The sequence below is a fragment of the Lebetimonas sp. JS032 genome (genome assembly GCF_000523315.1).
Lineage (GTDB): Bacteria > Campylobacterota > Campylobacteria > Campylobacterales > Nautiliaceae > Lebetimonas.
This window is the reverse complement of the sequence record NZ_ATHS01000001.1, coordinates 1,076,989-1,103,835: the sequence shown is the minus strand read 5'-3', so window position 1 is coordinate 1,103,835 and position 26,847 is coordinate 1,076,989. Positions and strand designations below refer to the sequence as shown.

Below are 26,847 nucleotides of genomic sequence, written 5' to 3'. Positions count from 1 at the left end.
AATAAAATGAATGAAGCAATATCCTAAGGAGTTTTTATTTTTTTCCGGCCATGTTTAATTTTATATCCGTCAATAAGACGGATATAATTTAATTAATGATTATTACAACCGCTTTTTTCAATATCGGGTTTATGAGCCATAAGAGCCACAATTCCGACAAAAATAACTCCACCTACAATATTTCCCAATGTTACAGGTAATTCATTATCCAATAAAAAAGATTTTATATTTAAATGTTCTATCGCTTCAGCCGGAAGATGAAGGGCACTGGCAACTGCATGAATATCGCCGCCAAACTGAGCCATATAATGTGCTTTTGCTATTAGACCTTCTGAAATAATAAACATATTAGCAACACAGTGCTCATATCCACTGGCAACAAATGCCGCAATAATAAATGCGATACCCCAGACTTTACCTGCACCGTCTTTACATGCAACAGCAAGCCAGACAGCCATACAAACTAACACATTACAAAAAATACCTCTTATAAAGGCTTCTGTAAAAGTTAAAGATACTTTTGCTTCTCCTAAATGAACAAAATGTTTTAAAATAGCTTCATGATATTTTAAAGGAAGCCCTGATTTGTAATAAAGCCAGGCTGTAAAAGCGGCTCCCACAAAGTTAAAAATCCAAACAATTGTCCAATAACTTACAACTCCACCAAAAATTCCAACTTTTTTTTCACAACAGCTAACACCACTCAATACTGAACTTGTAAATAAATGTCCTCCGTAAAATACAACTAACATCAATCCTGCGGAGAATGCAAAACCTCCTATAAAATTAGCAATACCTGGTGCCAGTTTTGCACCAACACCCACTGTGGCATGAGCCCAGAAAATATCACCTATTGCAATGGCGCTTCCGGCCATAATAGCAAGAAGAATAACGCTTAAAATAGGCAGTTCCGCTTTATGTTTTGACATGTCAGATAAAGCAACTATTGTTTCATGAGGTGCTTTTACCATTTTTACTCCTTTTTAAAATTTAAATACATAAAAGTTTATAATGAATTAAAAAAGAATTGTGTCTTATAAAAGACGGTTAAAAAAATTTAATTAAATAAAGAGTTAAATTTTTTTATCTGTAAAAAAGCATTTAATGAGTTTTCTTTTGCTTCATCAGAAAGGTTCATATTAATTCCGCTTAAATTTTCCTTTTTTACATTTATTCCTAAAAAAAAGACTTTTTTGGCAAAATTTTCAAGCAGATTAATAAGAATATGAGTAGGAATATTATGGGTAGTAAAAATATATTCTGGAGATGATTTAACTTCTAAAAATTCACTTTTAGATTCAAGCCCTACAACCGAATCTGCAACAACCAGCAAATCGGGATTAAAATCCCTGATTTGATAAATTTTATCTTCAGGTGTATCATTACCGAAAAAAACTTTCCATTCAGGTAAATTTTTTTCAACCAGTTTTCCAAGATATAATGCAGCGCCGTCATCACCTCTTAAATCATTACCAATAACCAAAAGGGCTTTTTTCATTATTTCAGCCTTAATACAAAATATCCCTCTTTTAAGGATAAAAAAAGATTTTTTAATTCACATTCAGCCATTGAATCTTTTAATTTCTCAATATGTTCGGGAAAAATTTCTATTTCCCTGTATTTCAAAAGATTACCCAGTTTAAATTTGGCATAATCTTTTGAATTTTCCAAAATATTATTAAATTCTTCATCTTCAAGTTTCATAACACACTCGACAAAATCAATAGTACCCACCCCATGTCCTGTAAGAGTGGAAAATATTTTAATCTGCTCTAACTCTCTTGGCATTTTTTTAGGTTTGTCCACATGCCTTTTGGTTAATCTGTTTACCTCAATCATATTTTTTCCATAATATTATATTTATCTATATTTAAATAAAAATGTTTTTTTAAAAAAGGAAGATAAACTTCATTGAATAAAGTAACCATACATTCCCTGTATCTTGAATCTTGTTCATTTTTTATATTTTTTATAAAAGAATTTTTTGTAATTTCCGGATTTTTAGGATCTTTTGATTTTTTCATAATATCAATGAATTTATTGTAAAGTTTTTTACCAAACAAATATCCCATAAGCCTTTTAGATTCCATATAAACATCACGTTCAAAAAGAATATTGTCTAAAAGAGATTTCTCAATTTCAGGTGCATCCCCGCTATCTCCATCATGTTTTTTATATTCAAGACGCTGTTTTAAAATATCAAGCCCGACTGCAAGTCCGTAAATAATACTTGCCGGATGAGGTGGACAGCCCGGCACAAACACATCAACAGGCACTGTGCTTTTAATACCTCCCCAGACTGCATAAGAATCATAAAATATACCACCGCTGCATCCACAAGCCCCAACAGCAACCACAACTTTAGGGTCTGGGGTGGCTTCATAAGCCCTTAAAAGAGGATAATAAGTCTGCCTTGTAAGAGGCCCTGTACAAACAAGAATATCCGCATGTCTCGGACTTGCAACAAGTTTAAAGCCAAACCTCTCAGGGTCCCACATAGGAGTAATAGCAGCAAATATTTCTATTTCACAACCGTTGCAGGATCCACAGTCAATCCTAAAAACATTAAAGCTTCTTTTTATATTTTGTAAATGTTTAATTTTATCTTCCAGCTTATTTGCTTCAAATATTTCATTTGGCAATATTACTGTTGGTTTTTTACTCATTTTTTACCTCCAAAGTGCTCTTCTGATATAAATTTTTCAACGGCACCAGATTTTTTACATTCGGGACATGTATGCAAATAATCGATTTTTTCTTCATTAATTACCGCACCCGCAACCTCCATTCTTTCTATGGCATAATTGATAAGTCTTTTTGTTGTAAAAGCTTTACCGCATATTTTGCATTTTACAACTTCAAGTTCACTCTCTTCTTTTAGATTTTTATAATCAAATCTTACTGCCATTTCATATAAAGGTGAAAGAGCTATTGCTCCGGTAGGACAAACTTCTTCACATCTTCCACAAAAAATACATCTTCCGCAGTCAAAAGACCAGATTACTTTATTATTTTCTTTGTCATATTTTACATTTAAAGCATTAGGAGGGCACGCTATTGCACATGCACCGCATCCTATACATTTTTCATAATCATATTCAGGTTTTCCACGAAAACCTTCGGGAACTTCATATGGTTTAAACGGATAATCATATGTTATTATCCCGATTTCTTTTGATATATCTAAAAGTTTCATTTTTAACTCCTATTTCTTTAATGGAGAGTTTTTAAGTGTCTGCGCATATTTTTTTAACTCTTTTTGAGTCACTATTCTTGCTTTTTTGGTCTTTACATCAATAACTGTGACCCTTTCCGTACATGAATAACATGGGTCTAATGATGTAACAATTAAAGCTGCGTCGGAAATATCGTTACCCTGGAATTGATACCTGAGTGACGGCCAGTTATTATATGTAGCCGCCCTACATCTCCATCTGAATACTTTCTGAGCGTTTCCATGCATTACCCAGTGAATATTTTCCCCCCTTGGAGCTTCATCGTTTCCCAATGCAAAAGCTCCTGGTTTAATAATAGTATCTTGTGGCTTGATAAATATTGAAGTGTTCGGCATAAATTCAATACACTGTCTTATAATTTTAAGTGATTCCAGTACTTCTTTGTATCTTACGGTTTCCCTTGCCAAAACATCGCATCCGTTTTCTACTGCCACATCAAATTCCAATTTTTCAAAAATATCATACGGATGGTCGTATCTTGTATCTCTTTTAAATCCGCTCCCTCTGATATTCGGACCTACGGGTGAAAAATCCCTTGCAACTTTTCTATCAAGTATTCCAACACCTTTCCATCTTGCAATCTGAGCATCATCTTCCATAACTGCATCCCAGACTTCTCTTGTAAGAGAGTCTATTTTATCTACAAGCTCCAGCGCTTTTTTCATCTCTTCAGCCGTCATATCGCGCCTTACACCGCCAACCATTACGTTTCCATAAGTTTTTCTGCCTCCTGTAACTAATTCCGCAAGCTGCATCGTATATTCACGAACTCTAAATATATGCATAAAAGCTGTTACATTACCCGTAACTTCACAGGCAAGACCGATATTTAATAAATGTGAATGCAGTCTTTCAATTTCAAGACACATCGCCCTAATCGCTTGGGCACGCAAAGGAATGTTCATTCCGACAGCTCTTTCAGCCGCTTCTATACAGGCGATTGAATGTGCAAATCCGCAAATTCCACATACCCTTTCAGCCAAAAACCCCATCTGGTCATAATTCATTCTATTTTCGGCAAGCTTTTCCATACCTCTGTGCTGATAATATAACCTGTAATCCGCATCTATAATTGTTTCACCGTCGCAAAAAAGCCTGAAATGACCCGGTTCATCACTTGTAATATGCAAAGGCCCCCATGGAACATCAACGGTGCCTTCACCTTCCGGTGTTATAAATTCATAATCAGGCTCATCTTCTGGAGCGAGTGCGTCGGGCCTGTATCTGTAATCCATTGCATCTTTTCTTAAAGGATGAATCTCTTCTGGCCAGTCATCAGGAAGTACCAATCTCCTAGGATCAGGCAAACCTTCTGCCACAATCCCAAACATATCATATGCTTCCCTTTCATACCAGACGGCTGCCGGAACTTTTTTTGTAACTGATGGATAAATGGGATTTGTAGAAGGCAAATAAGCTCTTACGGTAATCCAGCATTTGTCATTTTGACTTAATTCATCTTCAGGATTTATTTTACTTCCTTCCATTGATAAAATAAAATAAACCCCATAGCATCCGTTTATTTCCCTCTCATCGGTTGGAACCATACTTGAAAGCCATCCGCCCATATCATAATAAAGCATTCTCACAGCTTCAGGCAAATCGTTTCTATCGACTGTAATAACAATCTGATCTTCAGGATTTCTCACAATATCCTTAATTTTAATTTTTTGTTTTAATCTGTTTATAAATTTATCTCCAACCATAATTTCTCCTTAAATATGTAAAATATTTTTTACTGCATTATCAAGCAATAAATACCAGTCTTGAATATAAAAAACTCCAAAAGCTATTATCAAAGCCCCCAAAACTATTAAAGGCAAATGAGCATTTGCTCCGAGTGTTTGTGTTTTAACCTCTCCTCTTGGTTTTCCAAACACAACATGATTAAAGTGAGCCAAAACACCTATAACAATAATTCCAAGTCCGACAACAAATAAAAATACCGGCAAATACTGGGTAGTCATGATACTTGCTTTGACCATTAAAAACTCACTTACAAATACAGCAAGCAAAGGTGCGCCGATTAATGAAAATATTGCAATGGCAAAAAGCACCGCCGTTAAAGGGTTTATTTTCATAAGTCCTCCCATTTTGTCCATATCCCTTGTGCCATAAATTTTCATAATATTTCCGCTTACACAAAAAGCAAGCGCTTTTGAAAGAGAATGGGCCATTGTATGAAAAAGCCCTGCAAAAACGCCTAAAGGTCCGCCGATTCCAAATCCAAAAGCAATTATCCCAACGTGTTCTACTGAGTGGTATGCAAACATTCTTTTTATATCTTTTTGGCGAATTATAAACATTGCCGCAATAAATATTGAAAGCAGTGATACAACAAGTGTAAGTATTTGAACATACGTAAATCCTACGTTTTCTCCTATAACAGAATAATATCTGACTATCGCCAATATTGCACATTTTAATAAAACTGCGCTTAGAATAGCTGAAGTCGGAGAAGGACCTTCTGAGTGAACGTCAGGAAGCCATGTATGCATTGGTGCAAGACCTGCTTTTGTTCCAAATCCTATTAAAGCAAAAACAAAAATCAATTTTAATGCACTCGGGTCTAAAAGTTTTGCATTCGTATATAAAGATGTCCAAAGCATCGCACTTTCACCGTTTTTTAATGCATGATATCCTGCTCCATACATTAATACAGTTGCATAAAGTGCAAAAGCCAAACCGACACTACAAATAATTATATATTTCCATCCGCTCTCAGTAGCTCTTTTGTTTTTGTAAAGTGCTACCATAAATACAGATGAAAGTGTGGTTGCTTCAATCGCAGCCCACATTATTGCAATATTGTTTGCAACTACTGATGTAATCATTGTAAATATAAATAAATTCATTAACGAATAATATAATTTAACATCTTTTATTTCTATTTTTCCTTCTTCCAAATCCCATTGCATATATTTTACGGCATAAATATTAATCAAAAGCCCTGTCAGAGCAATAAGTGTCAAAAATACTCCTCCTACAGAATCTAAGAAAAAAAGTTTGTCCCAAAGAAAATATATGCCAACGTGAATAACATTTGAAATAGCATAAAAAGCTATTATTGATGTGGCAAATGAGCCTATTACATGAAAAATTGAAAGCGTGGAAAAGTTGTTCGGTAAAAAATATATAATAATAGCCGTTGCTAACGGAATTATCATTACAAGAGCCAATAATAAATGCATACTCATAACCTATCCTTTTAAAGTATTTGCTTTGGAAGTATCTAAAGAACCAAAAAATTTATAAAATCTTGTTGCTAAAATTGACATGATAATTACTGCAAAAATGGCATCTGTTAAAATTCCTATATCAACAATTTCAGGAGAATTATAAGCAACAAGCGCAAGTGTTAAATGTGTTCCGTTTTCAAAAAGACATAATGATAAAATCTGTTTAACGGCGTTTTTTCTTAAAATCAGTCCAAATATTCCCAATGAATAAATAGTTAAAGACGCTACTAAAGGTATATCTTCTTTAAGTAAAGCAAAACTCTTTAAAACAGGAAAAAGCATCATTGCAATGGCCAAAGAAAAACCGAGAGCAATAACCGGACTTACAAAAAATCCTTCTACCGGAGTTTCTTCAGACTTGACACCAAGTTTATTAATAAGCCTTAAAATTATGTAAGGCACAATTAAAACTTTTGTAAAAAAAGCAATAACCGCCCATCCGTAAAGTGAATTTACTTGATATTTTCCTGCCAATGTAAAAAAAATACCAACTAAAAGCAAAGTTTCTAATATATACGCATATGTTGCAAATTTAAGATTTCTAAGGGAAAACACCAAAAATGATGCAATTATCATCAAAATTGCCAAAAAACTTACCATATCCATTTTAAACTCCTACCACATAAAGTATTAATGCAACAAATGCAACCGAAAATGCAAAAGAGGCATTTTTTTTGAAACCTTTTAACAATTTATAACGAGGTCCCAAATTATCTATAAATGTTGCGCCTACATAAAAAATTCCAATCTCAATAATAAAAATAAATAATGCCAAAAGGGGATTTGTAAAATTCCAAGGTTCAAATATAGATAAAAAAAGTCCTATCATTGCAACCTGTTTTATCATTAATGCCACATCAACTATTGCCAAATCGCTTCCTGAATATTCTCCAGCAACTCCTTCAAGAACCTCCTGTTCAGCTTCGGCCAAATCATAAGGATTTCTTCCCGTTTCAACATAACTTGCCCAAAGAAATGCTATTGACGCAACGGCAAACGCCGGGATTTGATATCCTACCACGCCTTCCCTTACTAAATTTTGAATAACAACTAAATTTGATGTTTTGGCAAGAAGCATTACTACAATTAAACAGATAATCGCCACCGGCTCTACAAAAACAGCGAGCATCTGCTCCCTGCTCCCCCCTATTGCGGCAAATGGACTACCGCTGTCCATGGAAGCAACACCGAAAATAAATCTTACAAGAGCACCTAAGTAAATAATTACAAATATATCCGCATATGCCCCGGCATTGATATTATCGCTGTAAGTAATAGGAAGTGCGGCTAAAATTGCCGCATTTGCTGCAAAAAGCATAAAAGGTGCATATCTGAAAAACCAGTGGGAATATTTAGGGGTTGTTTTTCCTCCTCTTTTCAATAATTTAAAAATATCGTAATATGTCTGAAAAACACTGTTAGGACCTTTTCTTGATTGCATCCTTGCCCTGACAATTCTTGCAATTCCGTCAAAAAAAGGCATAACCGCCACTATTGTGACAACTTGAATTACCATCCAAAATATACTGTTCATAGCTTTCTCCTTTTATAGCAAATATGCTATACCGACGAAAATAAATAACGTCAATAAAATATATAAAATGTAAATATTTGTATTACCGTTTTGCAAATATTTCATTTTTTCTGATAAATAGGCCGTAATTTTGATAAATGGAGAATAAAATAAATTCCACCAGATATCCCTGGCATGATAAGTAAATTTTACAGGTTTAAAATATCCCTGGTCTTCTACTTTTGTATCTGATCTGTATAACCAGTCCATTAATCTTCTTAAACTTCCTGTAAACGGAGCGGCAGTCATCTGCATTCTTGGAGAATATTTAAATCCGCATGCCCAAGGGTCAGTTTCTCTGATAGTTACTTTTGTTTTTGAATTATTAATATATATAACTACAAAAATAAACGGCAGTGCCAAGAAAGAAATTAACATAATGGCTATAAACGGCGTTGAAACCATTGAACCTAAAGGTGAAACTAAATTTCCTCCTGCCGTCGCCTGATAGTTCCCCGCAAATGAAGAAACCACATTCATCAAATAATTAACTATCTTCGTTGCTCCAAGACCGAATGCGAAACATGCTATAACCAATAAATACATTCCTGTAAGCATTGAAAGAGGAACTTCTTTTGCTTTTTCATAAATTTTTCTGTTTCTCGGAACTCCGCCAAAAATTACACTGTATACTTTTACAAAACAGAATACAGCAAGTGCACCTGTAAGTGCTAAAGCCACAATTGAAAGTGTAAAGGCAAATCTATATAAAATTCCGTCGCCAAGGGCGGCCTGAAGCATAGACTGATAAGTTAACCATTCACTAACAAATCCGTTTAGAGGAGGAAGTGCTGATATTGCCATAGAACCAATTAAAAACGCAAAAGCAGTTAAAGGCATTTTTTTTGCAAGCCCGCCTAAAACTTCCATATCTTTAGTGTGAGTTGTATATAATACGCTTCCCGCACCTAAGAAAAGCAATCCTTTAAATGTTGCATGGTTTAACACATGATATAAACCTGCCAAAAATCCAACTGCCGCAAGAACAGGAGAATGTATGGCCATACCGTAAACGCCTGTTCCCAAACCTAAAAGGATAATCCCAATATTTTCAACTGAATGGTAAGCCAAAAGTGCTTTGTAATCATGCTGCATTAAGGCATATAATACACCAAGTAGTGCTGAAAGTGCACCTATAATTAATATTGTAATTCCCATCCATGAAGTCAAAGGCAACCATAAACAGGTTTGAATCATTCCAAAAATTGCAACTTTAATCATAACGCCACTCATAAGGGCTGATACATTAGAAGGTGCAGCCGGGTGGGCCATAGGCAACCATACATGAAGCGGGAACATACCCGCTTTTGAGCCGAAACCGAAAAATGCAAATAAAAATATAATAGCTGCCATTACAGGTGAAAGAGAAAGATTATAAAAATGACTGAATTCCAAAGAACCCGCCTGATAAGAGAGTAACAATAAAGATATTAATATCATTACACCACCGAAATGGGCAATTCCCATATAAATAATGGTAGCTTTTAGAGATTTTTGAGAATCATTAAAACAAATTAAAAAATATGAAACCCATGTCATTAATTCCCAGAAAATCATAAACCAAAATACATTTGCCGCTGAAATAACCAAAAGCATTGCAAGTATAAATGCACTGTAAAAAAACGCCATTACCCCAAGACTTCCAGCTTTTGAATATTCTTCGGCATAATTCATTGAATAAATTGAAGCAGCCAGTCCTATAAAAGAAATTACCAAAGAAAAAAAGTTTCTTAATGGATCCAGCATAAAATGCGGATTAAAGATAAAATAATTTCCAAGAGATAAAGATTCGGTTGATGTCAGATGAATTAAAAAATAAAAAACAGCATAAGCCGAGGCCAATGCCGTTAAACCAAAGCCCACTTTCAGCGCTATTTTATTTTCTTTATATAAAACCAAAGAAGTAACAGCGGCTATTATATAAAGTGAATATACCACTCCCATTTTTTATCCTTTATGTTGGTGAGAAGTTTCTACTGTTTTTTCCACTGCTTTTTCAGATTTTTCCAAAATCATGTTTTCCTGTTTATTAGGTTCCAAAAACATCAATGCCCCTGTAGGACATGCTTCAACACAAGCAGGCCCGCCTTCTCTTCCTTTGCATAAATCACATTTTACTGCAACCGTTTTTAATCCCGCAACAGATTCCAGTGTAAGCATAGTATCTGGTTCAAGAGCATAATCAACCGAAGGCATTGTTTCCGCTGCAGGTCTTATAGCCCCAAAAGGGCAGGCAATAGTACATAATTTACAACCAATACATATTTCTTCATGCAGTTCTATACAGTCATCTCCAAATGTGAGCGCACCCACAGGACAGACATTTGCACACGGCGCATCATCACACTGTCTACACTGATTAGGCATTACTCCGTTAAAAGTTCTTGTTACAATCAAGCGAGGGGTTGCAAGTTTTCCTCTTTCATATGCGGACTTGTAACAAGCCGCCATACAGGTAGCACATCCTATACATACTTCTGGATTGGCTATAACAAATTTATTTTTTCTTGTTGATTGCATTTTAACCCCTCCTTTCAATAATTTCAGGTTCTATTTCTCTAAGAATTTCTGTTCTTATTTTTAAAAACTCTTCTTCGGAAATTTTTTTAATATCCGCTATTGACATTTTAAGCGGCGGCATTCCTGATACCGGGTCTGATTCTTCTGCATTGGTAAGTTCGTTTCCGTCTGCTTCCGCATAATGAAATGTGGTAAATATAGTTCCGTATCTTAAGTCTTTATTTACCAACACTTTCGCAGCAATCTTTCCTCTTTTATTATAAACCACGGCATAGCATCCATTCTCCAAATTTTTTTCTCTTGCTATATCTTCGCTGACCTCAATAACAGGTCCCATAATATCTGCTCCCATTTCCAAAGGTTTGCATTTTCTTGTCATTGTTCCTGTATGATAATGGTAAACTTTCCTGCCTGTTGTGTACATACAAGGATATTCTTCTGTAGGCTGTTCACTAGGACACCCAACGCCTACAGGATAATCATCAGGAATATTAAAAGTTTTTCTTAATTTATTTTCTAAAACAATTCTTTCATTTTTATCAAGTGTATAACCGATAGGTACAAGTCTGAATTTTCCGTCAGGTAAAAAAGATTTGTTATCTTCATACAAATAAGGAGTTCCCTGATGCTCTTCATCGGGGCAAGGCCAGTTTATTCCGTTTAATTTAGCCATTCTTTCATAAGTAATACCTTTAAATTTGAAAGGATTTAATTTTCTGACTTCATTCCAAATTTCCTCAGCCGTATTAAAATTAAAACCTTTTAATCCTACTCTGTTTGCTACATTACAGATTACTTTCCAGTCCGGATTTAAATTTGCAGGAGGCTCAACAGCTTTTCTTACCAATTGAACTTTTCTTGAAGTGTTACTAAATGTTCCGTCTTTTTCACCCCAGCACGCACTTGGCAATACAACATCCGCTTCCTGGGCTGTTTCTGTCAAAAATATATCCTGAACAACTATAAAATCTGTTTTTTTCAAAGCGTGAATAAAATGTTCCGTCCACGGATCGCTCATTACAGGATTCTCTCCAAAAATATATAAAAATTTCACTTTTCCCTCATCAATTGCATGAGGTACCTGAGAAAGCTTTAATCCCGGGTTAGAATTTATTTTGAATCCCCAAATTTCCTCAGCTTTTTCACGGGCTTTTGGATTAGTCACTTTTCCGCTTGGCAAATCACCAGGAAGAGCACCCATATCACCTGCACCCTGAACATTGTTTTGGCCTCTTAATGGATTGACACCCCCTCCTTTTTTACCTAAATTTCCTGTAACAACTGCAAGGTTTGAAACATCCATTACATTATATGTTCCGTCTATAAACTGGGTAATTCCCATTGTATAAAGTATTGCGGAAGGATTTCCTTTTGCATATAATTCAGTAGCTTCAATCAAAAGTTCTTTTGACACACCTGTTTCTTTTTCCACTTTTTCAAAAGTAAAATCTTTAACTGTTTCTTTTAACCATTCGAATCCGTTTGTATATTTCTCAACAAATTCTTTATCATATAAATTGTTTTGAATAATATAATTTATCATTGCATTAATTAAAGGTATATTATATCCGCTCGGTATCTGGATAAATATATCCGCTTTTTTTGCCATATCTGTTTTTTTAATGTCAATTACAACAAGCTTTGCACCTCTCTCAAGGCCTCTTAAAACCTGCATAGCTATAATAGGGTGGCATTCGCTTGTATTTGTACCTATAAGCAAAAAAACATCCGTATCTGTTGCAAATTCCGCTAAATCGTTTGTCATAGTCCCGCTTCCAAGTGTTTTAGCCAGACCGGCTACTGTAGGACCGTGTCAAAAACGAGCACAGTGGTCTACATTATTTGAACCAAGTGCCCTTATAAATTTTTGAAAAATATAATTTTCTTCATTTGTACATCTTGCTGATGAAAAACCCACAACACTATCAGATGAATATTTTTCAACTGTTTCTTTTAATTTTGAAGCAACAAGAGCGTATGCCTCTTCCCATGAAGATTCTTCCAAACGCCCATCTCTTGAATATTTACCATCTTTTTTTCTGATTAAAGGTTTGGTCAGTCTTTTTGGAGAATGTATATATTCCCATCCAAACATACCTTTTAGACACAATTCACCGTCATTTACAGGATGGTTTTTAGTGCCTTCCGCTTTAACGACTCTTCCGTTTTCAACAATCAAATCTATATTACAACCTGTCCCACAATAAGGACATGTGGTTTGTACTTTTGTCATTATTCCTCCTTTTGGGATTTTTATTCATCAAAATAATATATCTTTTTTATAAACAACCGTGTCATATAAAAGACGCTCTGATTACAAATGAATAATAATTCATTATTTGTTATAATTCCATATAAAAGGAGTTAAAATGAAATTTTGCAGAATTAAAATTGACAGTTTTGATATAGAAAAAATTTTAAGTAAAGAAGATTTATCAAAATTTGTAAAAATGCATTTTAAAAAAGGGGAAATATTTTATCCTGAAGAAAAAACAAAACTGTTAATTTTTAAAGAAGGTGAAGCAAAAGTTTCTTTTTTATATGAAGACAAAGAATTTATATTATATTTTTTATCGAAAAATAATATATATGTAATGCATCCGGAATCTATAATTGAATTTATAAGCGACTCCGTTGTTTTATCTCTTGATGTTACAAAATATTCTGCCGTTTTCGATAATCCTATGTTTTGTAATTCTGTATTAAATTCATTCAGAAATATTATGATGGTTGAAAAAGATATCATTAAAGGCTTGGTTTTTGAAAACTGCAAAAGAAGAATAATTTCATTTCTTTTGGAAATTGCAAAAAAAAGCGGTAAAAAAACTGATGAAGGTATTGAAATAGACTTATCTTTAAGCATAAAAGATTTGGCAACTTTTATCGGTTCGCAAAGACAGACTACTTCCAAATTTTTTAACCAGCTGATAAAAGAAAAAATTTTGAAAAAAATCGGCAAAGACAAATACATCATTATAGATATGAAAAAATTAAAAAATTATTTACAATAATTTAAACTTTAAGCAAACTTTAAGAAAAAAAGAGTTATAATTCTCTAATTAAGCTCCCAGGCTGGGAAACACATGAGGCATAAACTTCAAAAAAGCTTCATGATGTACTTCTAAAACCTTCAAGATAAAATGTTGTTAAAAGGATAAGGCTTATCCTAAAAAAATAAAAATTAAAAAATTAAAAAAGGATAAGTATGTCTAAAGATTACACACCTATGTATCAAGAATTAGGAATGGATGTAGAAAAACACAATGAACTCTTAGCTGCTCTTGGTGAAATATATCCTGAGTTTTATTTAAAGCAGGAAAACAGACCAAAAGCAATGGAATATTTTGATTATGTAATGAGTGAAATACACGGTAAAAGAATAGAAGAAATTTTAGAAAAGAAAAAAGAAGGAAAACCTTTAGTTGGAACTTTTTGTATATTTGTCCCGGAAGAGATTGTTGTCGGGGCTGAGGGAGTATGTTACGGATTATGCGGCGGGGCTGAATTTTCTATTGCAGATGCCGAAAGGGATTTACCGAGAAATATATGCCCTTTAATTAAATCTGCGTATGGATTTAAAGTTCAAAAAACATGTCCGTATACACAGGCTTCAGATTTTATTTACGGGGAAACAAGCTGCGAAGCTAAGAAAAAAACGTGGGAAATTTTAAACGAATTGCACCCAACTCATGTAATGCATATTCCTCAAATGAAAAGAGAAAAAGAAAAAAAACTTTGGAAAAGTGAAGTTTATGATTTTAAAAAACATATAGAATCAATTATAGGAAAAGAACTTACATTTGAAGAGCTTAAAAAGGGAATTGAAATAATAAACAAAAAAAGAGAAGCAATGCAGCGTCTTGACAAATTAAGGGGAATGTATCCTGATGTTGTGCCAATTAGCGGGAAAGACGGGCTTTTAATTAACCAAATCTCTTTTTATGATGACCCTGAGAGATTTACAAAAAAAGTAAATGAACTATGCGACGAACTTGAAGAAAGAATCAAAAACAAAGTTTCAGTCGTGCCAAAAGACACTCCTAGAATTATGGTGATAGGTACGCCTATGGCGCCTCCAAACTGGAAACTTCACCATATAGTAGAAACTACAGGAGGAGCAATAATAAACGAAGAAGCCTGCATAGGCCACAGATATTATAAAGACAATATCCAAACAGAAAATGCAAAAAACATTGATGATTTGATGAATAATATGCTCGATAGATATATGAAAATAGACTGTGCATGCTTTACTCCAAATGATGATAGAATAGATAAAATAATCAAAATGTATAAAGAAAGAAAAGCTGACGGTATTATTTATTATTCACTCTCTTTTTGCCATACATACAATGTAGAATCAAAAAGAGTAATAGACAGACTTCAGGCTGAAAACATTCCTGTACTTAGAATTGAATCAGACTATTCAATGGAAGATATGGGTCAGATTAAAACAAGGGTTGAAGCGTTTTTGGAAAGTATTTCATTTAAAAAGAACGTTAAATTTAAAGGATTTTAATGTATTACGGAGTTGACATAGGCTCAACCTATACAAAAATTGTTGGAATTGATGATAATAAAAACATAATTGACATTAAAGTATTGGATACCGTTATAAATCCCGACGAGCAGGTAAAAGAATATTTAAAAGATAAGCCAATAGAAACTTTGGTCGCAACAGGTTATGGAAGATATATGATACAAGAAGCGTTTGACGTTCCGGTAATCAGTGAAATAAAAGCCCATGCCAAAGGGGCTTATTTTTTCTTTTCCGATGTAAGAACTGTTATTGATTTAGGAGGACAGGACAGCAAGGTAATAAAAGTAACCGAAGGTGGAAATTTTGATAATTTCAAAATGAATGACAAATGCGCTGCCGGAACCGGAAAATTTATAGAAATGGCGGCTGCGAAACTCCAGATTCCGCTTGATGAATTTGGGGATTTTTGCAAAAATGCCGACAAAGTTATTCAAATTTCTTCAATGTGTGCGGTGTTTGCAGAATCTGAAGTAATTTCACTTATAGCAAAAAAAGAAAAACCTGAGAATATAGGATATGGAATTATTGATTCAATTGCTAATAGACTTGCCGGAATGGCCAAAAGCATTAGACCGGAAGACAAAATTGTTTTTACAGGGGGAGGTGCTAAAAATTCACTTCTTAGGGAATTGCTTTCAAAAAAATTAAAAAAAGAAGTATATACACCGGAATATCCTCAGATGATGGGGGCATTTGGAGCGGCTCTTGCCGGATACGAAACAACAAAAGGAGTAACAAATGAATAAAAAAATAGACTGTAGAAATGCGGCATGTCCAAAACCTGTGCTTGATACAAAAAAAGCCCTCGAAGAGATGGACGAAGGAATTTTGGAGGTTTTGGTAAATTCTGTTTCATCCGTTCAAAATGTTAAAAGATTTGCGGCAAACCAGGGACTGGTTGCAGAAGAAGAAAAACTGGATAACGGTGAAACCATAATCAGGATTGTAAAAGGTTATGAATGCAGCATTGCACCAAAAGAAGAAGATAATGATAAATTTTTAGATAAGGTGCTTTTTATAAAAGACGACAAAGTTGGCGAAGGAGAACTTGGGCATATATTAATGGAAGGATTTTTAAAAACAACACTCGAATTTAAAAAACTTCCTGAAATTATAGTTTGCGTAAACAAAGGCGTATTTTTAACCACTAAAAATGAAAAAACAATAGAAATTTTAAAAGAATTTGAAAAAAGAGGCGTAAAAATTTATTCATGCGGTGTTTGTATGAATTTTTACAAAATTCCTCCAGAAGAACTAAAAGTTGGAGAAATAGGAAATGCATACGACACAATGGACTTTTTACTGCATAAAAATACGATAAGTTTATAAGGAAAACAATGGAAAGAAGAGAATTTTTAAAAATTGGAGCATTTAGTGTTTTAATCAGCACAACAACATTTAAATTTGCTAATGCTGAAGAAAATGAATTTATGCCTGTTTTAATATATGACCAAAGCAGATGTTTAGACTGCAAAAGCTGTATGGCAGCATGTCAACTTGAAAAAAATCTTCCTTATGATGTAGTGTTTTTCAAAATAGAAAAAGAAGAAATAGGAGAATATCCAAAAGCCAAATTAATTACAAAACAAAAAAACATTTGTGCTGAGTGTTATACAAAACCTTGTTTAAAAGCATGTGAATATAATGCAATTAGTGTAAAAGATGGAGTTATATTAATAAATGAAGACAAATGTGATATCAATTGTGCCGAAAATAAACAAAGTTGTGCTAAAGCCTGTCCTTTTGACGCTATAGTTTTTGATAAAAAAGCAAAAAAATGCGATATGTGTTTTGACAGAATTATTCAAGGAGACATTCCAAGATGTGTCAGTATTTGCCCAGGCGGGGCTTTAGTTTATGGAAATCTTAAAAATCCTAAAGGAAAATTAAAAGAACTTCTAGAAAACAATCCAACTTTAAAATATGCACTTTATCACCATTTAGCGACTTTTACTGATGTTACACCTATTTATAAAGAAAAATATGGATTTTATGAAACAAAAAAACCAAAAGCAGATAAAATAGTAAATACCGTCTGTTTAGCTTGTAATGCAAGATGCGGTTTAAGAATAGCCGTTAAAGACAACAAATGTGTACAAGTTGATGGAAATCCTTATCACCCATATAATAGAGATTTCAACCAAATTTCTTATTCAACAGATATAGAAAAAAGTTTTAAATATTCAGCATCAACGTGTGCAAAACCGCAAATGAATAATGAATATGTTTATAATCCTTACAGAATAACAAAACCTTTAAAAAGAATCGGTGAAAGAGGAAGCGGAAAATTCGAACCTATAGATTGGGATACTTTAATAAATGAAATAGCTTTCGGAGGTAAAAATTTTAAACATTTAGGGGATGAAACATATTATCCAGGCATAAAAGATATTTTATCTGATGAACCTATCAATAAAGAAGCTGAAGAATTAGGTTCTAAAAGAAACCAATTTGTATGGTTTACAGGACGTTCCCAAGGAGGAAGAGTAGATTTTATAAAAAGATGGGTTTATAATTCTATCGGTTCAAAAAATTATATTGCACATACTGATATATGTGGTATCGGCTTTAGAATGGGTAATTACGCTTTTACAGACGGAAAAGAAGCTGAAATGAAGGCAGATTTTCAAAATTGTAAATATATGTTAATATTTGGTGCTAATATTTATTCAGCATTACAGCCTGGAGTAAATACATCAGGAAGTATAATTGCAAAAAGAACTGCAAATAATGATTTAAAAATCGTATTAATTGATCCAAAAGCTCCAAAAGCAGTAAAAGTTGCTCACAAATGGATACCGATAACCCCTACTAAAGACGGTGCATTAGCTATGGGTATAATAAGAATACTCATAGAAAATAACTGGTATGATAAAAACTTTTTAAGAATTCCTTCTTTAAAAGAAGCTAAAAATAAAAAAAGATCAACATTTTCAAATGCTACACATTTAGTAATAATTGATAAAGAAAACAAAAATTATGGAAAATTTTTAAGAGGGTCAGATATTGGACTAAAAAATGATGATTTTATGGTTTATGAAAATGGAAAAATTATTCCTTCAAATAATGCTAAAAATCCAAAATTAGAATATGAAGGTAAAATAAAAGGAATAAAGGTAGTTACAGCATTTAAAATAATGAAAAACTCTGTTTTTGAACATTCAATTGATGATTATGCTAAAGAATGCGGAGTTAATAAAAAAAACATTTATATATTGGCAAAAGAATTTTGGGAAAATGCCCCACACAGTGCAGCTTTTGCGTATCATGGAGGAGGAAACTATATAAACGGAACTTATGCAAGTTATGCAATTTCTATGTTAAATGCATTAATTGGAAATGTAAACAGAAAAGGAGGATATTTAGGAAGAGGCAAAAAAGCAGCTGATTGGAAAAAAGGCGTTTATGATTTAACAAAATTTGCTGGAATGAAAAAGCCTCAAGGTATTAAAATTTCAAGAGAAAAAGCAAAATATGAAGAAACTGCAGAATTTAAAAAACATGGATACCCATCAAAATTACCTTGGTATGAATTTACTAAAGGAGGATTAAGTGTAGCCGCAATGAGCGGTATAGACCAAAAATATCCTTATAATATAAAAATTTTATTTACATACTTCTCTAATATAATATATTCTATGCCTGGAGGATACAGATTTGAATCTACGTTAAAAAATAAAACAAAAGTTCCTCTGTTTGTATCAATAGACACAACTATTAATGAAACAAATATCTATGCAGATTATATAATTCCTGATGTATCGTATTTAGAAGGACATTATGGCTTTTTAAATCCACATGCTCCTGGAGGTCATTTTACTGGTGTTAGAACACCTATAATAGAGCCTCTCACAAAAAATAATATTAATTTAGAAAAATTTTTGATTGACCTTTCTAAAAAATTAAAATTACCTGGTTATGGAGAAAAAGCTATAAACAATAAATTTTCTTTAAATACCCAAGAAGATTATTATCTAAGAGGTATTTACAATCTTGCACACAATGCAAAAATATCTAAGGCTGATAAAAAAACTATTGATTATGTAGAAAAAAATTATATTGTTACAAAACACAAACATATTTTACAATCAGAAGAATGGGAAAAAGTATGTAATGTTTTAGCAAAAGGAGGTGTATTTAAAGAGAACAATTGGTTTGATGAAAATGACAATTATATATTTGGTTTTGAAAAAATACATATATATAATGAAAAACTTGCAACTTCTACAAATACCATAATAGGAGAAAAAAATTTCGGTACATTAAAATTGATTAAAACCGATAATCGATTTGGATTTTATTTAACATCATACAAATCGGCATTACATACACAATCAAGAACTATATGTTTAGATAAAGCCCTTTATTACGAACCAGATATTACATTAAAAATAAACCCAATTGATGCTAAAAAATTAGGATTAAAAGACTATGACAAAGTAAAAATAGTAAATGAAGATGGAAAAAATCTAATTACGACAATTAAAATTACAAATTTTGTTGCCAAAGGATGCTGTGCTTATTCGCATCATTTTGGACACTGGCAACACGGAGCAAATACTTTATTTATAAAAAATGCTGCTGATGTAATGTTAGGAGATGTTACTAAAAATAATTACGTAATTCCTGATAAAAAAAGAGCAATGGGAATTTGTGTAAATAAAATTAGTAAATTAGACAAAAAATTTTATGATTTACCTTTGGTTGATCCGATCGGAGGTATACCAGATTTTAGTTCAACAAAAATAAAAATACAAAAAATTTAAAAGGAGTAAAAATGGAAAGAAGAGAATTTTTAAAAACAGGTGCGGCTTTAGGCGTGGCAGCTTCTATGCCAAGTATAGTAAGTGCTAACGATGAAAACACAAGAAGATTCAGGGTTGAATATTATTTTGACATAAAATACGACGAGTCAATTTATCCTGCAAGATTATGGAACCCGCTTCCATATAATGCACCATATCAAAAAGTTAAATTTTTAAGATTTGGCGGAAATTATAACGATTATGATATTAACAATAAAAATGAATATGATGCAAATACTTTTTATGCATATTGGGAAAAATCAGCTATGCCTAAAATTTTGACCATGGAAATGGAAATTGAAACAAAAGATAGAAGTGTTCCATTAAAATTAATAGAAGAAGCCAGCAAAAAAAATCTTCCTTTTCCAAAAGAAGTGTTAAAATATCTTGAACCTACTGCCCATATTCCTACTGACGGACTTGTAAAAGAAGTGGCGGAACTTATCACAAAAGGTAAAAAAGACAGATTTGAAAAAGTAAAAGCAATTTATTTATGGTGTACAGCCCATACATTCAGAAATCCAAAAACTATTGGATGTGGAAAAGGTGAAGTTGGCAAAATGATGCAGGAGCAAAAAAAACCGACAGCCGAATATATTTATAAAAACGGATGGTTTGGAGGAAAATGTACAGATTTAAGCTCACTTTTTACCGCCCTAACAAGAGCGGCAGGCATTCCTGCAAGAGAGGTTTTTGGTATCAGACTTGGAAAAAGCCACTTTGACAAGGCCCTTGGAAAAAGTGACAGCAAAGGTTTTGCAAATATTACCACTTGGCAACACTGCAGGGCTGAATATTATATTCCAGGGGCCGGATGGATACCTACAGACCCTGCTGATGTTACAAAACTAGAATTAGTTGAAAAATATCCTTACAACCACCCAAAAGTTCAAAAATTAGTAAAAAAATATCTGCATTCATGGGAAATGAACTGGGTTGGATTTAATCATGCAAGAGATTTCATACTTTATCCAAAACCTGTTCAATATCCATTAAATATGTTTGGTTATCCGTATGCAGAGGTAAATGATGATGTGTTAAATTATTATGTTCCAAAAAGTTTTGAATATAAAATTACTTCTCAGGAACTGTTTTAATGGTAAAAAAGCTGGATTTAAGAAATTTAGCTTGTCCGGAACCAGTTCTTAAAACAAAAGAGGCATTAGAGGAAATAGAAGAAGGAATTATTGAAATAAGACTTAATTCCTTCTCTTCTATTCAAAATGTAAAAAGATTTTTGCAAACGCAAGGAATTTATTTTAATGAAAAAAAAGAAGGAAAAGATACAATAATAAATGCTATAAAAGGTTACAGTTGCGAAATTCAAAATGAAAGTAAAGAGTCAAAATCTTTTTGGGCTTTAATAGCAGGTGCGGCAATAACAGCAATTTTGGCTAGCACATGCTGTTTAGGGCCTTTGCTTTTTTTGATTTTTGGAGTAAGTGTCGGCAGTCTTTCATTTTTACATATTTTTGCACCATATAGAATATACTTTACAATTGCGGCTGTTGTAATTATTGTTTATCTGTGGATAAATTATTTCTTTAAACTTAGAAAAAGGCCTGTTTGCAGTGGCAGTATTTGCAAAAATTATGTAAAATATTTAAGTATAGGTACTGTTTTTGTACTAATTATGCTGACTTACCCTTTTTGGGCTCAATATCTGTTTATGGGAGAATAAATGAAAAAAATTATTTTAAATTTAATATTATTTTGTTCACTTTTTGGTGCTGAAAAAATAGCTATTATTAAAGTAAGTGGAATGACTTGTCCATTATGTACAATGGCTGTAAAAAGAAGCTTAAAAATGACACCGGGTGTTATAAAAGCAAAAGTACTACTAAACACTAAAACAGCAACGGTAATTTTTGACGATACAAAAACAACACCTCAAAAACTGTTACACGCAATAGAAATCGTAGGTTATAAAGGAAAAATAAAAGAAATTAAGGAGGTTAAATGAAAATTTTAATTATATTCAATCACGAACCTTATGACGGAAGTGATGTTGCTTGGAACGGGCTTAGACTTGCAAAAGTTTTATTTGAAAAAGGAAACGATGTAAGAATTTTTTTAATGAACGATGCTGTAGATATGGCAAGGGATTGCAATAAAAAACCAGAAACTTACGATAACGATTTGGTTGCAATGTTAAAAGAAATGTATCAAAACGGTATAAAATTAAAAGTATGCGGCACATGTCAGGCAAGATGTGGATTATTTAAAAACGAGCCATATTTTGCACCTGAAATCAAAGCTACAATGAAAGACTTGGCTGCCTGGGTTGAAGAAGCAGACAAAGTTATAACATTTTAAAGGATATATATGCTTAAATTAAACAACAGCGCAAAACTTACAAAATATGTAAGAGCAGCCGGCTGAGCAGGAAAATTGGCTCCGGAGGAGCTAAACAAAGCTACAAAAGTTCTTGATGGAAAAAACGAAAATTTAATAGTCGGATTTGAAGGAAATGAGGATGCAAGTGTTTATAAATTGAGTGATAATATAGCACTTGTACAAACAGCCGATTTTATTACACCTGTTGTTGACGACCCGTTTATTTACGGACAAATTGCAGCTGCAAATTCCCTAAGCGATGTGTTTGCAATGGGAGGAGATGTTAAAACAGCACTTAATTTAGTCGGATTTGATAATTGTCATCATGGAAAAGATGTATTAAACGAAATTTTAAAAGGCGGTGAAAATAAAATAAAAGAGTGCGGAGGGGTATTGGCCGGAGGCCATACAATAGAAACTCCCGAAATGATTTACGGACTTAGCGTTACAGGTACAATTCATCCTCAAAAAATTATAAGGAACAATACATTAAAAAAAGATGATGTAATTGTGCTTACAAAACCGCTTGGAATGGGAATTTTAACAACAGCAATAAAAGCTGATTTAGTAGATGAAACAACAGCTTCTGAAGTAGCTGAAATTTTAAGGACATTAAATTACAAACCAAGTCTCATTGCAAGAGAAATCGGTGTAAATGCAATGACTGACGTTACAGGTTTTGGTCTTTTAGGACATTTGTATGAAATGAGTGCTAATAATTTCACTATAGAAATAGAATTTGAAAAAGTGCCTTTCCTAAAAGAAGCGATTAATCAGGCATCCATGGGAATAATTCCTGCCGGAAGCTATAATAACCAGCTATTTTTAGAAGGAAAAGTAAAATTTGAAAAAGAACTCAGTTTTGAAGAGCAGATGATTTTATTTGACGCCCAAACAAGCGGAGGACTTTTAATCAGCGCCTCTCAAGAAAAAGTTAATGAACTTTTAAAAAGAATGGAAAATGAAGGAGTGAGTGCTAAAGCAATAGCAACTGTTAAGGAATTTAAAGAGTTTCCTTTAGTTGTTAAATAATTTTTCCTTCTTATTTCTTCAAATATCTTTTATTATCTACTTTAACAATATCCCCCATATTGTCCAAATAATCAAGATAAGCCACAATATATTTTCTGCTCATAGGCATCTCTTCTTTAAATGTTTTAATATCAATATATCCTTTTTTCTCCATAATTTCCCGCATTTTTTTCATTGCATAATTTATATTTTTATCACTTACAAACAAATTATGGGCAAGCCTTACAACTTTTTTAGCCTTAGTCAGGTTCTTCATAGCCTGATCGCCCACTTTTCTGTCAATATTTAATTTTTCGTATATATTATAAGGTGCTTCGGGAGTCAAGCCGGAATTATCCAAAAGCGAATAAAGCCTGTGCTCGACTGATTTTTCAATATTCACTTCACCAAGATCTTTTCTTTTATAAATATTGCCTTCTTTTATTAAAAATCCTTCTTCCACAAATTCATTTAAAACAGTTTCAATCAATTTTTCACTCGCCCATTTTAATCTGAGTTTCAGTGATGCAGGAGAAAGAAAGGCAAATTTGTTTTTTTCATAAGTTTCTTTTATCACATTTTCTATCTCTTTTTTTACATCCATTGAAAAAATATTATAATTTTCTTCATCTATAAAGACATTTTTTAATGTTTTTGCAATACCGAGAGCTTCATCGGGCGAAAAATTAAATCTCTGATAACTTTGAAGAAGTCCGAAACCTTTTTTGTGATTTTCAACCAAAATAGAAAATGCTTTTTGGAAATCCCTTTGTTTTAAAGCATTTAACAGCAATAATTTTTTATTTCTTTTAATAGGGTCGCTTATAGGATTTAAAATTTCGCCTCCTCCGATAACCCTTCCTTTATGAAGCACCACAAACGGATCTTCATAAACAAAAAATCCTTTTTCCTGCAACTTCATAGTTGCAAAACCTTCTTTTGCATTTGAATCAAACATCAAAATTTTCGCAGGTATTCTTTTTGCACCGCTTATAAATAAAACTTCCATATTATGCTTAATCTCTTTTCCTTCAACCGGTGCAATATAAACATCAATTAATTTAAATCCTCTTAAGTATCCTTTTGTACTTAACAAATATCCTTTTTTAAGTTCATTGTGTGAAATATTGAGATTAATGGCAAGTCTTTGATGGGTATGGGCAACACTAACATTTTCACCATGAACCTGCAGGTTTTTAACCGTTGTAACAGTAGCCGTTTCATTAATATAAACTTTATCTTTAAGTCTGACTTTTCCGCTTAAAACAGTCCCTGTTACAACAGTTCCTATTCCTTTTAGGGAAAACACCCTGTCTATATAGTATCTGAAAAATTTGGAATGTGTAATATTTCTCGGAGGCAGGTTAAACAGATAATTCTTAAGATTTTCTATAGTCTCAGGCATTTTAGTGGAAGTCGGGATAATATCAAGAAGCTTTAAATTCTTAAATTTAGCTATTAATTCTTTTATCTCTTTTTTTCTTTTTTCAATAGTCTCTTCACTTGCCAAATCTATTTTTGTCAAAGCCACAATGATATTTTTAACTTTTAAAATATCAAGTACTTCCAAATGCTCTATGGTCTGCGGCATAACACCTTCGTTTGCATCTATTGCAAAAAGCGTAGCGTCAAATCCAAACGCCCCGCTAATCATATTTTTTACAAGTTTTTCATGCCCCGGAACGTCTATAAATGCCACATTTACATCATCTCTTTTCATATTTGTAAAGCTTAAATCAATTGTAATTCCTCTCTCTTTTTCTTCTTTAAGCTCATCTCCGTTATATCCGGTCATAGCCTCAATCAAAGATGTTTTTCCATGGTCTACATGCCCTGCGGTTCCAATAATAATATTTCTCATTGTTTCACCTCACAGCTTATTAATTCATTTATTATATTTGCAAGTTTTTCTATTTCATCATCCTGAATTGTTCTTACATCAAGAACAAAATGTTCATTTTCTATTCTACCGATAACAAGTTTTTCCCTGAATTTTCTCTCCCAATTCACAGCATTTCCTTCAATTTCAATTACCGCGGTAGGAATGGCTTTATTTGGCATTGTCCCGCCGCCTACGTATGTTTTTGATTCTTTTATATTAGCCCTTAGGGCTGGTGTTAGGCTAAGAATTTTTTTTGCCCTGTTTTTAAGTTCATCAATAGATGCAAAAATCTGTCTGAGGGTTGGAATTTTTTCATATTCTTTTTTAATATACGCTAAAGTTGTTGCCTGAATTAAAGAGAGTGTGATTTTATCTACCCTGAACATTCTTAATATCTGATTTTTTTTAAGTTTATTAATAAGTTCTTTTTTACCAAGAATTATTCCCGCCTGAACTCCTCCAAAAAGTTTATCACCGCTGAAACTAATAAGTGAAGGTGAAAATTTCATTATATCATTAATTGAAGGCTCAGCGTTTGAAAGTCCGTAAGGAAGCTTTGGAATATATGCACTTCCCAAATCATAATAATCAAGCAGATTATGTTTACGGGAAAGATTGACAATTTCATCAATATAAACTTCTTCACTAAACCCTTCAATAGTATAATTTGATTTGTGAACTTTCATAAGCATTGCTGTATTTTCATTGATTGCCTCTTCATAATCTCTTAGTTTTGTTTTATTTGTAGTTCCGACTTCAACAAGTTTTACACCGCTTGCTTTCATAACTTCAGGCACTCTGAAACTTCCCCCTATTTCAACAAGTTCGCCTCTTGACACTATAACCTCTTTGTCTTTTGCAAATGTGTTTAAAATCAAAAATACAGCCGCCGCATTATTATTAACAACCAACGCATCTTCACACCCAAAAAGAAAACTCAAATGTTTCGCACTGTGATGATACCTGTCCCCCCTTTTTCCTTTATCCAAATCATATTCTAAATTACAGTAATGCGTACTGACTTTCTTTGCTTCATCAAAAATCTCTTCATCTATCAAACTTCTGCCGAGATTTGTATGGATTGTAACACCTGTGGCATTAATTACATTAATTAAAGAAGGGCTTAATATGCCGCAAGCTTTTTTTTCAATTTCATTTATTATTTTATTTTCATCTATTTTATCTATTTTATTATTTTTTATTTTTTCTCTGAGTTCATTCAAAACTGAATGTATGGAATAAAGCAAAACATTCTCTGGAATATCTTGAAGATTTTTATTTTTTAAAAGTTTATCCACTTTTGGAATTTGTCTAAACAGATTCATTTCTTTCCTTTGTAAAATACCGCCGGTATTTTTGTTAATATTTTATCAAAAAAAGGATTTTTATGAAAATAATTATAACAAGCGACGGAGAATGGATGACTTCAAAATTTTGTCCACATTTTGAAGAATGTAAATATTTAATTCTTTATGACACTAAAACAAAAGAATATTCTTCTATGAAATCACCTTCATATCAGACAAAAGACAAAACTAAACTAATTAATTTTTTAAAAGCCGTTTTTATGAAGCATATTATAACAGGTGAAAATATTGATGATAAATACTTCAAAGTTTATATACCTCAACAAAAAAAATCGACAGTCGAAGAAGTTATAATCGAGTATTTAAAAAATATAAATAAATATAAATAAAATTGTTG

General features: G+C 32.7%; 25 protein-coding genes. 11 read left to right on the top strand and 14 right to left on the bottom strand.

All coding sequences use genetic code 11. The features are described 5' to 3' along the window. Positions 1 to 92: 92 nt before the first annotated feature. From DZ65_RS0106240 to fdhF, 12 genes are all read right to left on the bottom strand, one after another. Positions 93 to 971, bottom strand: coding sequence for a formate/nitrite transporter family protein (locus DZ65_RS0106240; RefSeq protein WP_024787792.1), 879 nt, complete (start codon positions 969 to 971; stop codon positions 93 to 95). Between the two features lie 86 nt (positions 972 to 1,057). Further along, positions 1,058 to 1,498 carry a hydrogenase maturation protease gene (locus tag DZ65_RS0106235; RefSeq protein WP_024787791.1) on the bottom strand — a complete coding sequence of 147 codons (441 nt, stop codon included), beginning with the start codon at positions 1,496 to 1,498 and terminating at the stop codon, positions 1,058 to 1,060. Beyond that, positions 1,498 to 1,839 (bottom strand): formate hydrogenlyase maturation HycH family protein, encoded by a 342-nt coding sequence (locus tag DZ65_RS0106230; protein ID WP_024787790.1) that lies wholly within the window; start codon positions 1,837 to 1,839, stop codon positions 1,498 to 1,500. The genes DZ65_RS0106235 and DZ65_RS0106230 overlap by 1 nt, the downstream gene beginning before the upstream one ends. Beyond that, complete coding sequence (locus tag DZ65_RS0106225; protein ID WP_024789927.1) at positions 1,836 to 2,666, bottom strand: NADH-quinone oxidoreductase subunit B family protein; 831 nt, start codon at positions 2,664 to 2,666, stop codon at positions 1,836 to 1,838. Before DZ65_RS0106225 ends, DZ65_RS0106230 begins: the two co-directional genes overlap by 4 nt. Continuing rightward, the gene (locus DZ65_RS0106220) at positions 2,663 to 3,196 is read right to left on the bottom strand and encodes a formate hydrogenlyase complex iron-sulfur subunit (protein WP_024789926.1); all 534 of its coding nucleotides are present in this window, start codon (positions 3,194 to 3,196) and stop codon (positions 2,663 to 2,665) included. The genes DZ65_RS0106225 and DZ65_RS0106220 overlap by 4 nt, the downstream gene beginning before the upstream one ends. A gap of 9 nt (positions 3,197 to 3,205) precedes the next feature. Beyond that, entirely contained in the window at positions 3,206 to 4,942 is a 1,737-nt protein-coding gene (locus DZ65_RS0106215; protein WP_024789925.1) for a hydrogenase large subunit, read from the bottom strand. A gap of 9 nt (positions 4,943 to 4,951) precedes the next feature. Beyond that, entirely contained in the window at positions 4,952 to 6,433 is a 1,482-nt protein-coding gene (locus tag DZ65_RS0106210) for a hydrogenase 4 subunit F (RefSeq protein WP_084021920.1), read from the bottom strand. A gap of 3 nt (positions 6,434 to 6,436) precedes the next feature. Then, positions 6,437 to 7,081 carry a hydrogenase 4 membrane subunit gene (gene hyfE, locus DZ65_RS0106205; protein WP_024790902.1) on the bottom strand — a complete coding sequence of 215 codons (645 nt, stop codon included), beginning with the start codon at positions 7,079 to 7,081 and terminating at the stop codon, positions 6,437 to 6,439. A 1-nt stretch (position 7,082) separates the two neighbouring features. Beyond that, positions 7,083 to 8,009, bottom strand: a complete 927-nt coding sequence (locus tag DZ65_RS0106200) for a respiratory chain complex I subunit 1 family protein (protein WP_024787785.1) — start codon at positions 8,007 to 8,009, stop codon at positions 7,083 to 7,085. A gap of 12 nt (positions 8,010 to 8,021) precedes the next feature. Further along, the gene (locus DZ65_RS0106195) at positions 8,022 to 9,992 is read right to left on the bottom strand and encodes a proton-conducting transporter membrane subunit (RefSeq protein WP_024791355.1); all 1,971 of its coding nucleotides are present in this window, start codon (positions 9,990 to 9,992) and stop codon (positions 8,022 to 8,024) included. 3 nt (positions 9,993 to 9,995) lie between these two features. Further along, positions 9,996 to 10,568, bottom strand: coding sequence for a 4Fe-4S dicluster domain-containing protein (locus tag DZ65_RS0106190; RefSeq protein ID WP_024787783.1), 573 nt, complete (start codon positions 10,566 to 10,568; stop codon positions 9,996 to 9,998). Between the two features lies 1 nt (position 10,569). Beyond that, a complete protein-coding gene (fdhF, locus tag DZ65_RS11515) occupies positions 10,570 to 12,801 on the bottom strand; it encodes a formate dehydrogenase subunit alpha (RefSeq protein ID WP_084021798.1) in 2,232 nt (743 codons plus the stop codon). A gap of 136 nt (positions 12,802 to 12,937) precedes the next feature. Between fdhF and DZ65_RS0106175 the strand changes: the two genes are divergently transcribed. From DZ65_RS0106175 to selD, 10 genes are all read left to right on the top strand, one after another. Continuing rightward, on the top strand, positions 12,938 to 13,579 hold the full coding sequence (locus DZ65_RS0106175; RefSeq protein ID WP_024790900.1) for a Crp/Fnr family transcriptional regulator: 642 nt from the start codon (positions 12,938 to 12,940) through the stop codon (positions 13,577 to 13,579). 194 nt (positions 13,580 to 13,773) lie between these two features. Continuing rightward, positions 13,774 to 15,087: a double-cubane-cluster-containing anaerobic reductase gene (locus DZ65_RS0106170; RefSeq protein ID WP_024787779.1), complete on the top strand. Its 1,314-nt coding sequence runs from the start codon at positions 13,774 to 13,776 to the stop codon at positions 15,085 to 15,087. Beyond that, positions 15,087 to 15,854 carry an acyl-CoA dehydratase activase gene (locus DZ65_RS0106165; RefSeq protein WP_024787778.1) on the top strand — a complete coding sequence of 256 codons (768 nt, stop codon included), beginning with the start codon at positions 15,087 to 15,089 and terminating at the stop codon, positions 15,852 to 15,854. The genes DZ65_RS0106170 and DZ65_RS0106165 overlap by 1 nt, the downstream gene beginning before the upstream one ends. After that, on the top strand, positions 15,847 to 16,437 hold the full coding sequence (gene yedF, locus DZ65_RS0106160) for a sulfurtransferase-like selenium metabolism protein YedF (protein WP_024787777.1): 591 nt from the start codon (positions 15,847 to 15,849) through the stop codon (positions 16,435 to 16,437). The genes DZ65_RS0106165 and yedF overlap by 8 nt, the downstream gene beginning before the upstream one ends. Positions 16,438 to 16,445: 8 nt before the next feature. Continuing rightward, positions 16,446 to 19,874: a molybdopterin-dependent oxidoreductase gene (locus DZ65_RS0106155; protein ID WP_024787776.1), complete on the top strand. Its 3,429-nt coding sequence runs from the start codon at positions 16,446 to 16,448 to the stop codon at positions 19,872 to 19,874. An 11-nt stretch (positions 19,875 to 19,885) separates the two neighbouring features. After that, positions 19,886 to 21,010: a transglutaminase domain-containing protein gene (locus DZ65_RS0106150; RefSeq protein WP_024787775.1), complete on the top strand. Its 1,125-nt coding sequence runs from the start codon at positions 19,886 to 19,888 to the stop codon at positions 21,008 to 21,010. Next, a complete protein-coding gene (locus DZ65_RS0106145) occupies positions 21,010 to 21,594 on the top strand; it encodes a mercuric transporter MerT family protein (protein WP_024787774.1) in 585 nt (194 codons plus the stop codon). The genes DZ65_RS0106150 and DZ65_RS0106145 overlap by 1 nt, the downstream gene beginning before the upstream one ends. Next, a complete protein-coding gene (locus tag DZ65_RS0106140) occupies positions 21,595 to 21,876 on the top strand; it encodes a heavy-metal-associated domain-containing protein (RefSeq protein WP_024787773.1) in 282 nt (93 codons plus the stop codon). After that, a complete protein-coding gene (locus tag DZ65_RS0106135) occupies positions 21,873 to 22,229 on the top strand; it encodes a DsrE/DsrF/TusD sulfur relay family protein (protein WP_024791354.1) in 357 nt (118 codons plus the stop codon). Before DZ65_RS0106140 ends, DZ65_RS0106135 begins: the two co-directional genes overlap by 4 nt. A 9-nt stretch (positions 22,230 to 22,238) precedes the next feature. Next, positions 22,239 to 23,282, top strand: coding sequence for a selenide, water dikinase SelD (selD, locus tag DZ65_RS0106130; protein WP_084021797.1), 1,044 nt, complete (start codon positions 22,239 to 22,241; stop codon positions 23,280 to 23,282). A 10-nt stretch (positions 23,283 to 23,292) separates the two neighbouring features. Here the strand turns inward: selD and selB are convergent, their stop codons facing one another. Both selB and selA read right to left on the bottom strand, forming a co-directional pair. Continuing rightward, on the bottom strand, positions 23,293 to 25,122 hold the full coding sequence (gene selB, locus DZ65_RS0106125) for a selenocysteine-specific translation elongation factor (RefSeq protein ID WP_024787770.1): 1,830 nt from the start codon (positions 25,120 to 25,122) through the stop codon (positions 23,293 to 23,295). Beyond that, a complete protein-coding gene (selA, locus tag DZ65_RS0106120) occupies positions 25,119 to 26,468 on the bottom strand; it encodes an L-seryl-tRNA(Sec) selenium transferase (RefSeq protein ID WP_024787769.1) in 1,350 nt (449 codons plus the stop codon). The genes selB and selA overlap by 4 nt, the downstream gene beginning before the upstream one ends. A 62-nt stretch (positions 26,469 to 26,530) precedes the next feature. Here selA and DZ65_RS0106115 point away from each other — a divergent pair, with 62 nt between their 5' ends. After that, entirely contained in the window at positions 26,531 to 26,839 is a 309-nt protein-coding gene (locus tag DZ65_RS0106115; protein WP_024787768.1) for a NifB/NifX family molybdenum-iron cluster-binding protein, read from the top strand. Positions 26,840 to 26,847 lie beyond the last annotated feature (8 nt).

Bases quoted from the DNA above. Each gene is read 5' to 3' on its own strand.
- DZ65_RS0106195 (WP_024791355.1), bottom strand. From the start codon at position 9,992: ATGGGAGTGGTATATTCACTTTATATAATAGCCGCTGTTACTTCTTTG.
- DZ65_RS0106210 (WP_084021920.1), bottom strand. From the start codon at position 6,433: ATGAGTATGCATTTATTATTGGCTCTTGTAATGATAATTCCGTTAGCA.
- hyfE (WP_024790902.1), bottom strand. From the start codon at position 7,081: ATGGATATGGTAAGTTTTTTGGCAATTTTGATGATAATTGCATCATTT.
- yedF (WP_024787777.1), top strand. From the start codon at position 15,847: ATGAATAAAAAAATAGACTGTAGAAATGCGGCATGTCCAAAACCTGTG.
- DZ65_RS0106215 (WP_024789925.1), bottom strand. From the start codon at position 4,942: ATGGTTGGAGATAAATTTATAAACAGATTAAAACAAAAAATTAAAATT.
- DZ65_RS0106190 (WP_024787783.1), bottom strand. From the start codon at position 10,568: ATGCAATCAACAAGAAAAAATAAATTTGTTATAGCCAATCCAGAAGTA.
- DZ65_RS0106220 (WP_024789926.1), bottom strand. From the start codon at position 3,196: ATGAAACTTTTAGATATATCAAAAGAAATCGGGATAATAACATATGAT.
- DZ65_RS0106240 (WP_024787792.1), bottom strand. From the start codon at position 971: ATGGTAAAAGCACCTCATGAAACAATAGTTGCTTTATCTGACATGTCA.
- DZ65_RS0106140 (WP_024787773.1), top strand. From the start codon at position 21,595: ATGAAAAAAATTATTTTAAATTTAATATTATTTTGTTCACTTTTTGGT.
- DZ65_RS0106135 (WP_024791354.1), top strand. From the start codon at position 21,873: ATGAAAATTTTAATTATATTCAATCACGAACCTTATGACGGAAGTGAT.
- DZ65_RS0106200 (WP_024787785.1), bottom strand. From the start codon at position 8,009: ATGAACAGTATATTTTGGATGGTAATTCAAGTTGTCACAATAGTGGCG.
- DZ65_RS0106145 (WP_024787774.1), top strand. From the start codon at position 21,010: ATGGTAAAAAAGCTGGATTTAAGAAATTTAGCTTGTCCGGAACCAGTT.
- DZ65_RS0106235 (WP_024787791.1), bottom strand. From the start codon at position 1,498: ATGAAAAAAGCCCTTTTGGTTATTGGTAATGATTTAAGAGGTGATGAC.
- selA (WP_024787769.1), bottom strand. From the start codon at position 26,468: ATGAATCTGTTTAGACAAATTCCAAAAGTGGATAAACTTTTAAAAAAT.
- DZ65_RS0106170 (WP_024787779.1), top strand. From the start codon at position 13,774: ATGTCTAAAGATTACACACCTATGTATCAAGAATTAGGAATGGATGTA.
- DZ65_RS0106150 (WP_024787775.1), top strand. From the start codon at position 19,886: ATGGAAAGAAGAGAATTTTTAAAAACAGGTGCGGCTTTAGGCGTGGCA.
- DZ65_RS0106155 (WP_024787776.1), top strand. From the start codon at position 16,446: ATGGAAAGAAGAGAATTTTTAAAAATTGGAGCATTTAGTGTTTTAATC.
- DZ65_RS0106165 (WP_024787778.1), top strand. From the start codon at position 15,087: ATGTATTACGGAGTTGACATAGGCTCAACCTATACAAAAATTGTTGGA.
- DZ65_RS0106230 (WP_024787790.1), bottom strand. From the start codon at position 1,839: ATGATTGAGGTAAACAGATTAACCAAAAGGCATGTGGACAAACCTAAA.
- DZ65_RS0106115 (WP_024787768.1), top strand. From the start codon at position 26,531: ATGAAAATAATTATAACAAGCGACGGAGAATGGATGACTTCAAAATTT.
- selB (WP_024787770.1), bottom strand. From the start codon at position 25,122: ATGAGAAATATTATTATTGGAACCGCAGGGCATGTAGACCATGGAAAA.
- DZ65_RS0106225 (WP_024789927.1), bottom strand. From the start codon at position 2,666: ATGAGTAAAAAACCAACAGTAATATTGCCAAATGAAATATTTGAAGCA.
- DZ65_RS0106175 (WP_024790900.1), top strand. From the start codon at position 12,938: ATGAAATTTTGCAGAATTAAAATTGACAGTTTTGATATAGAAAAAATT.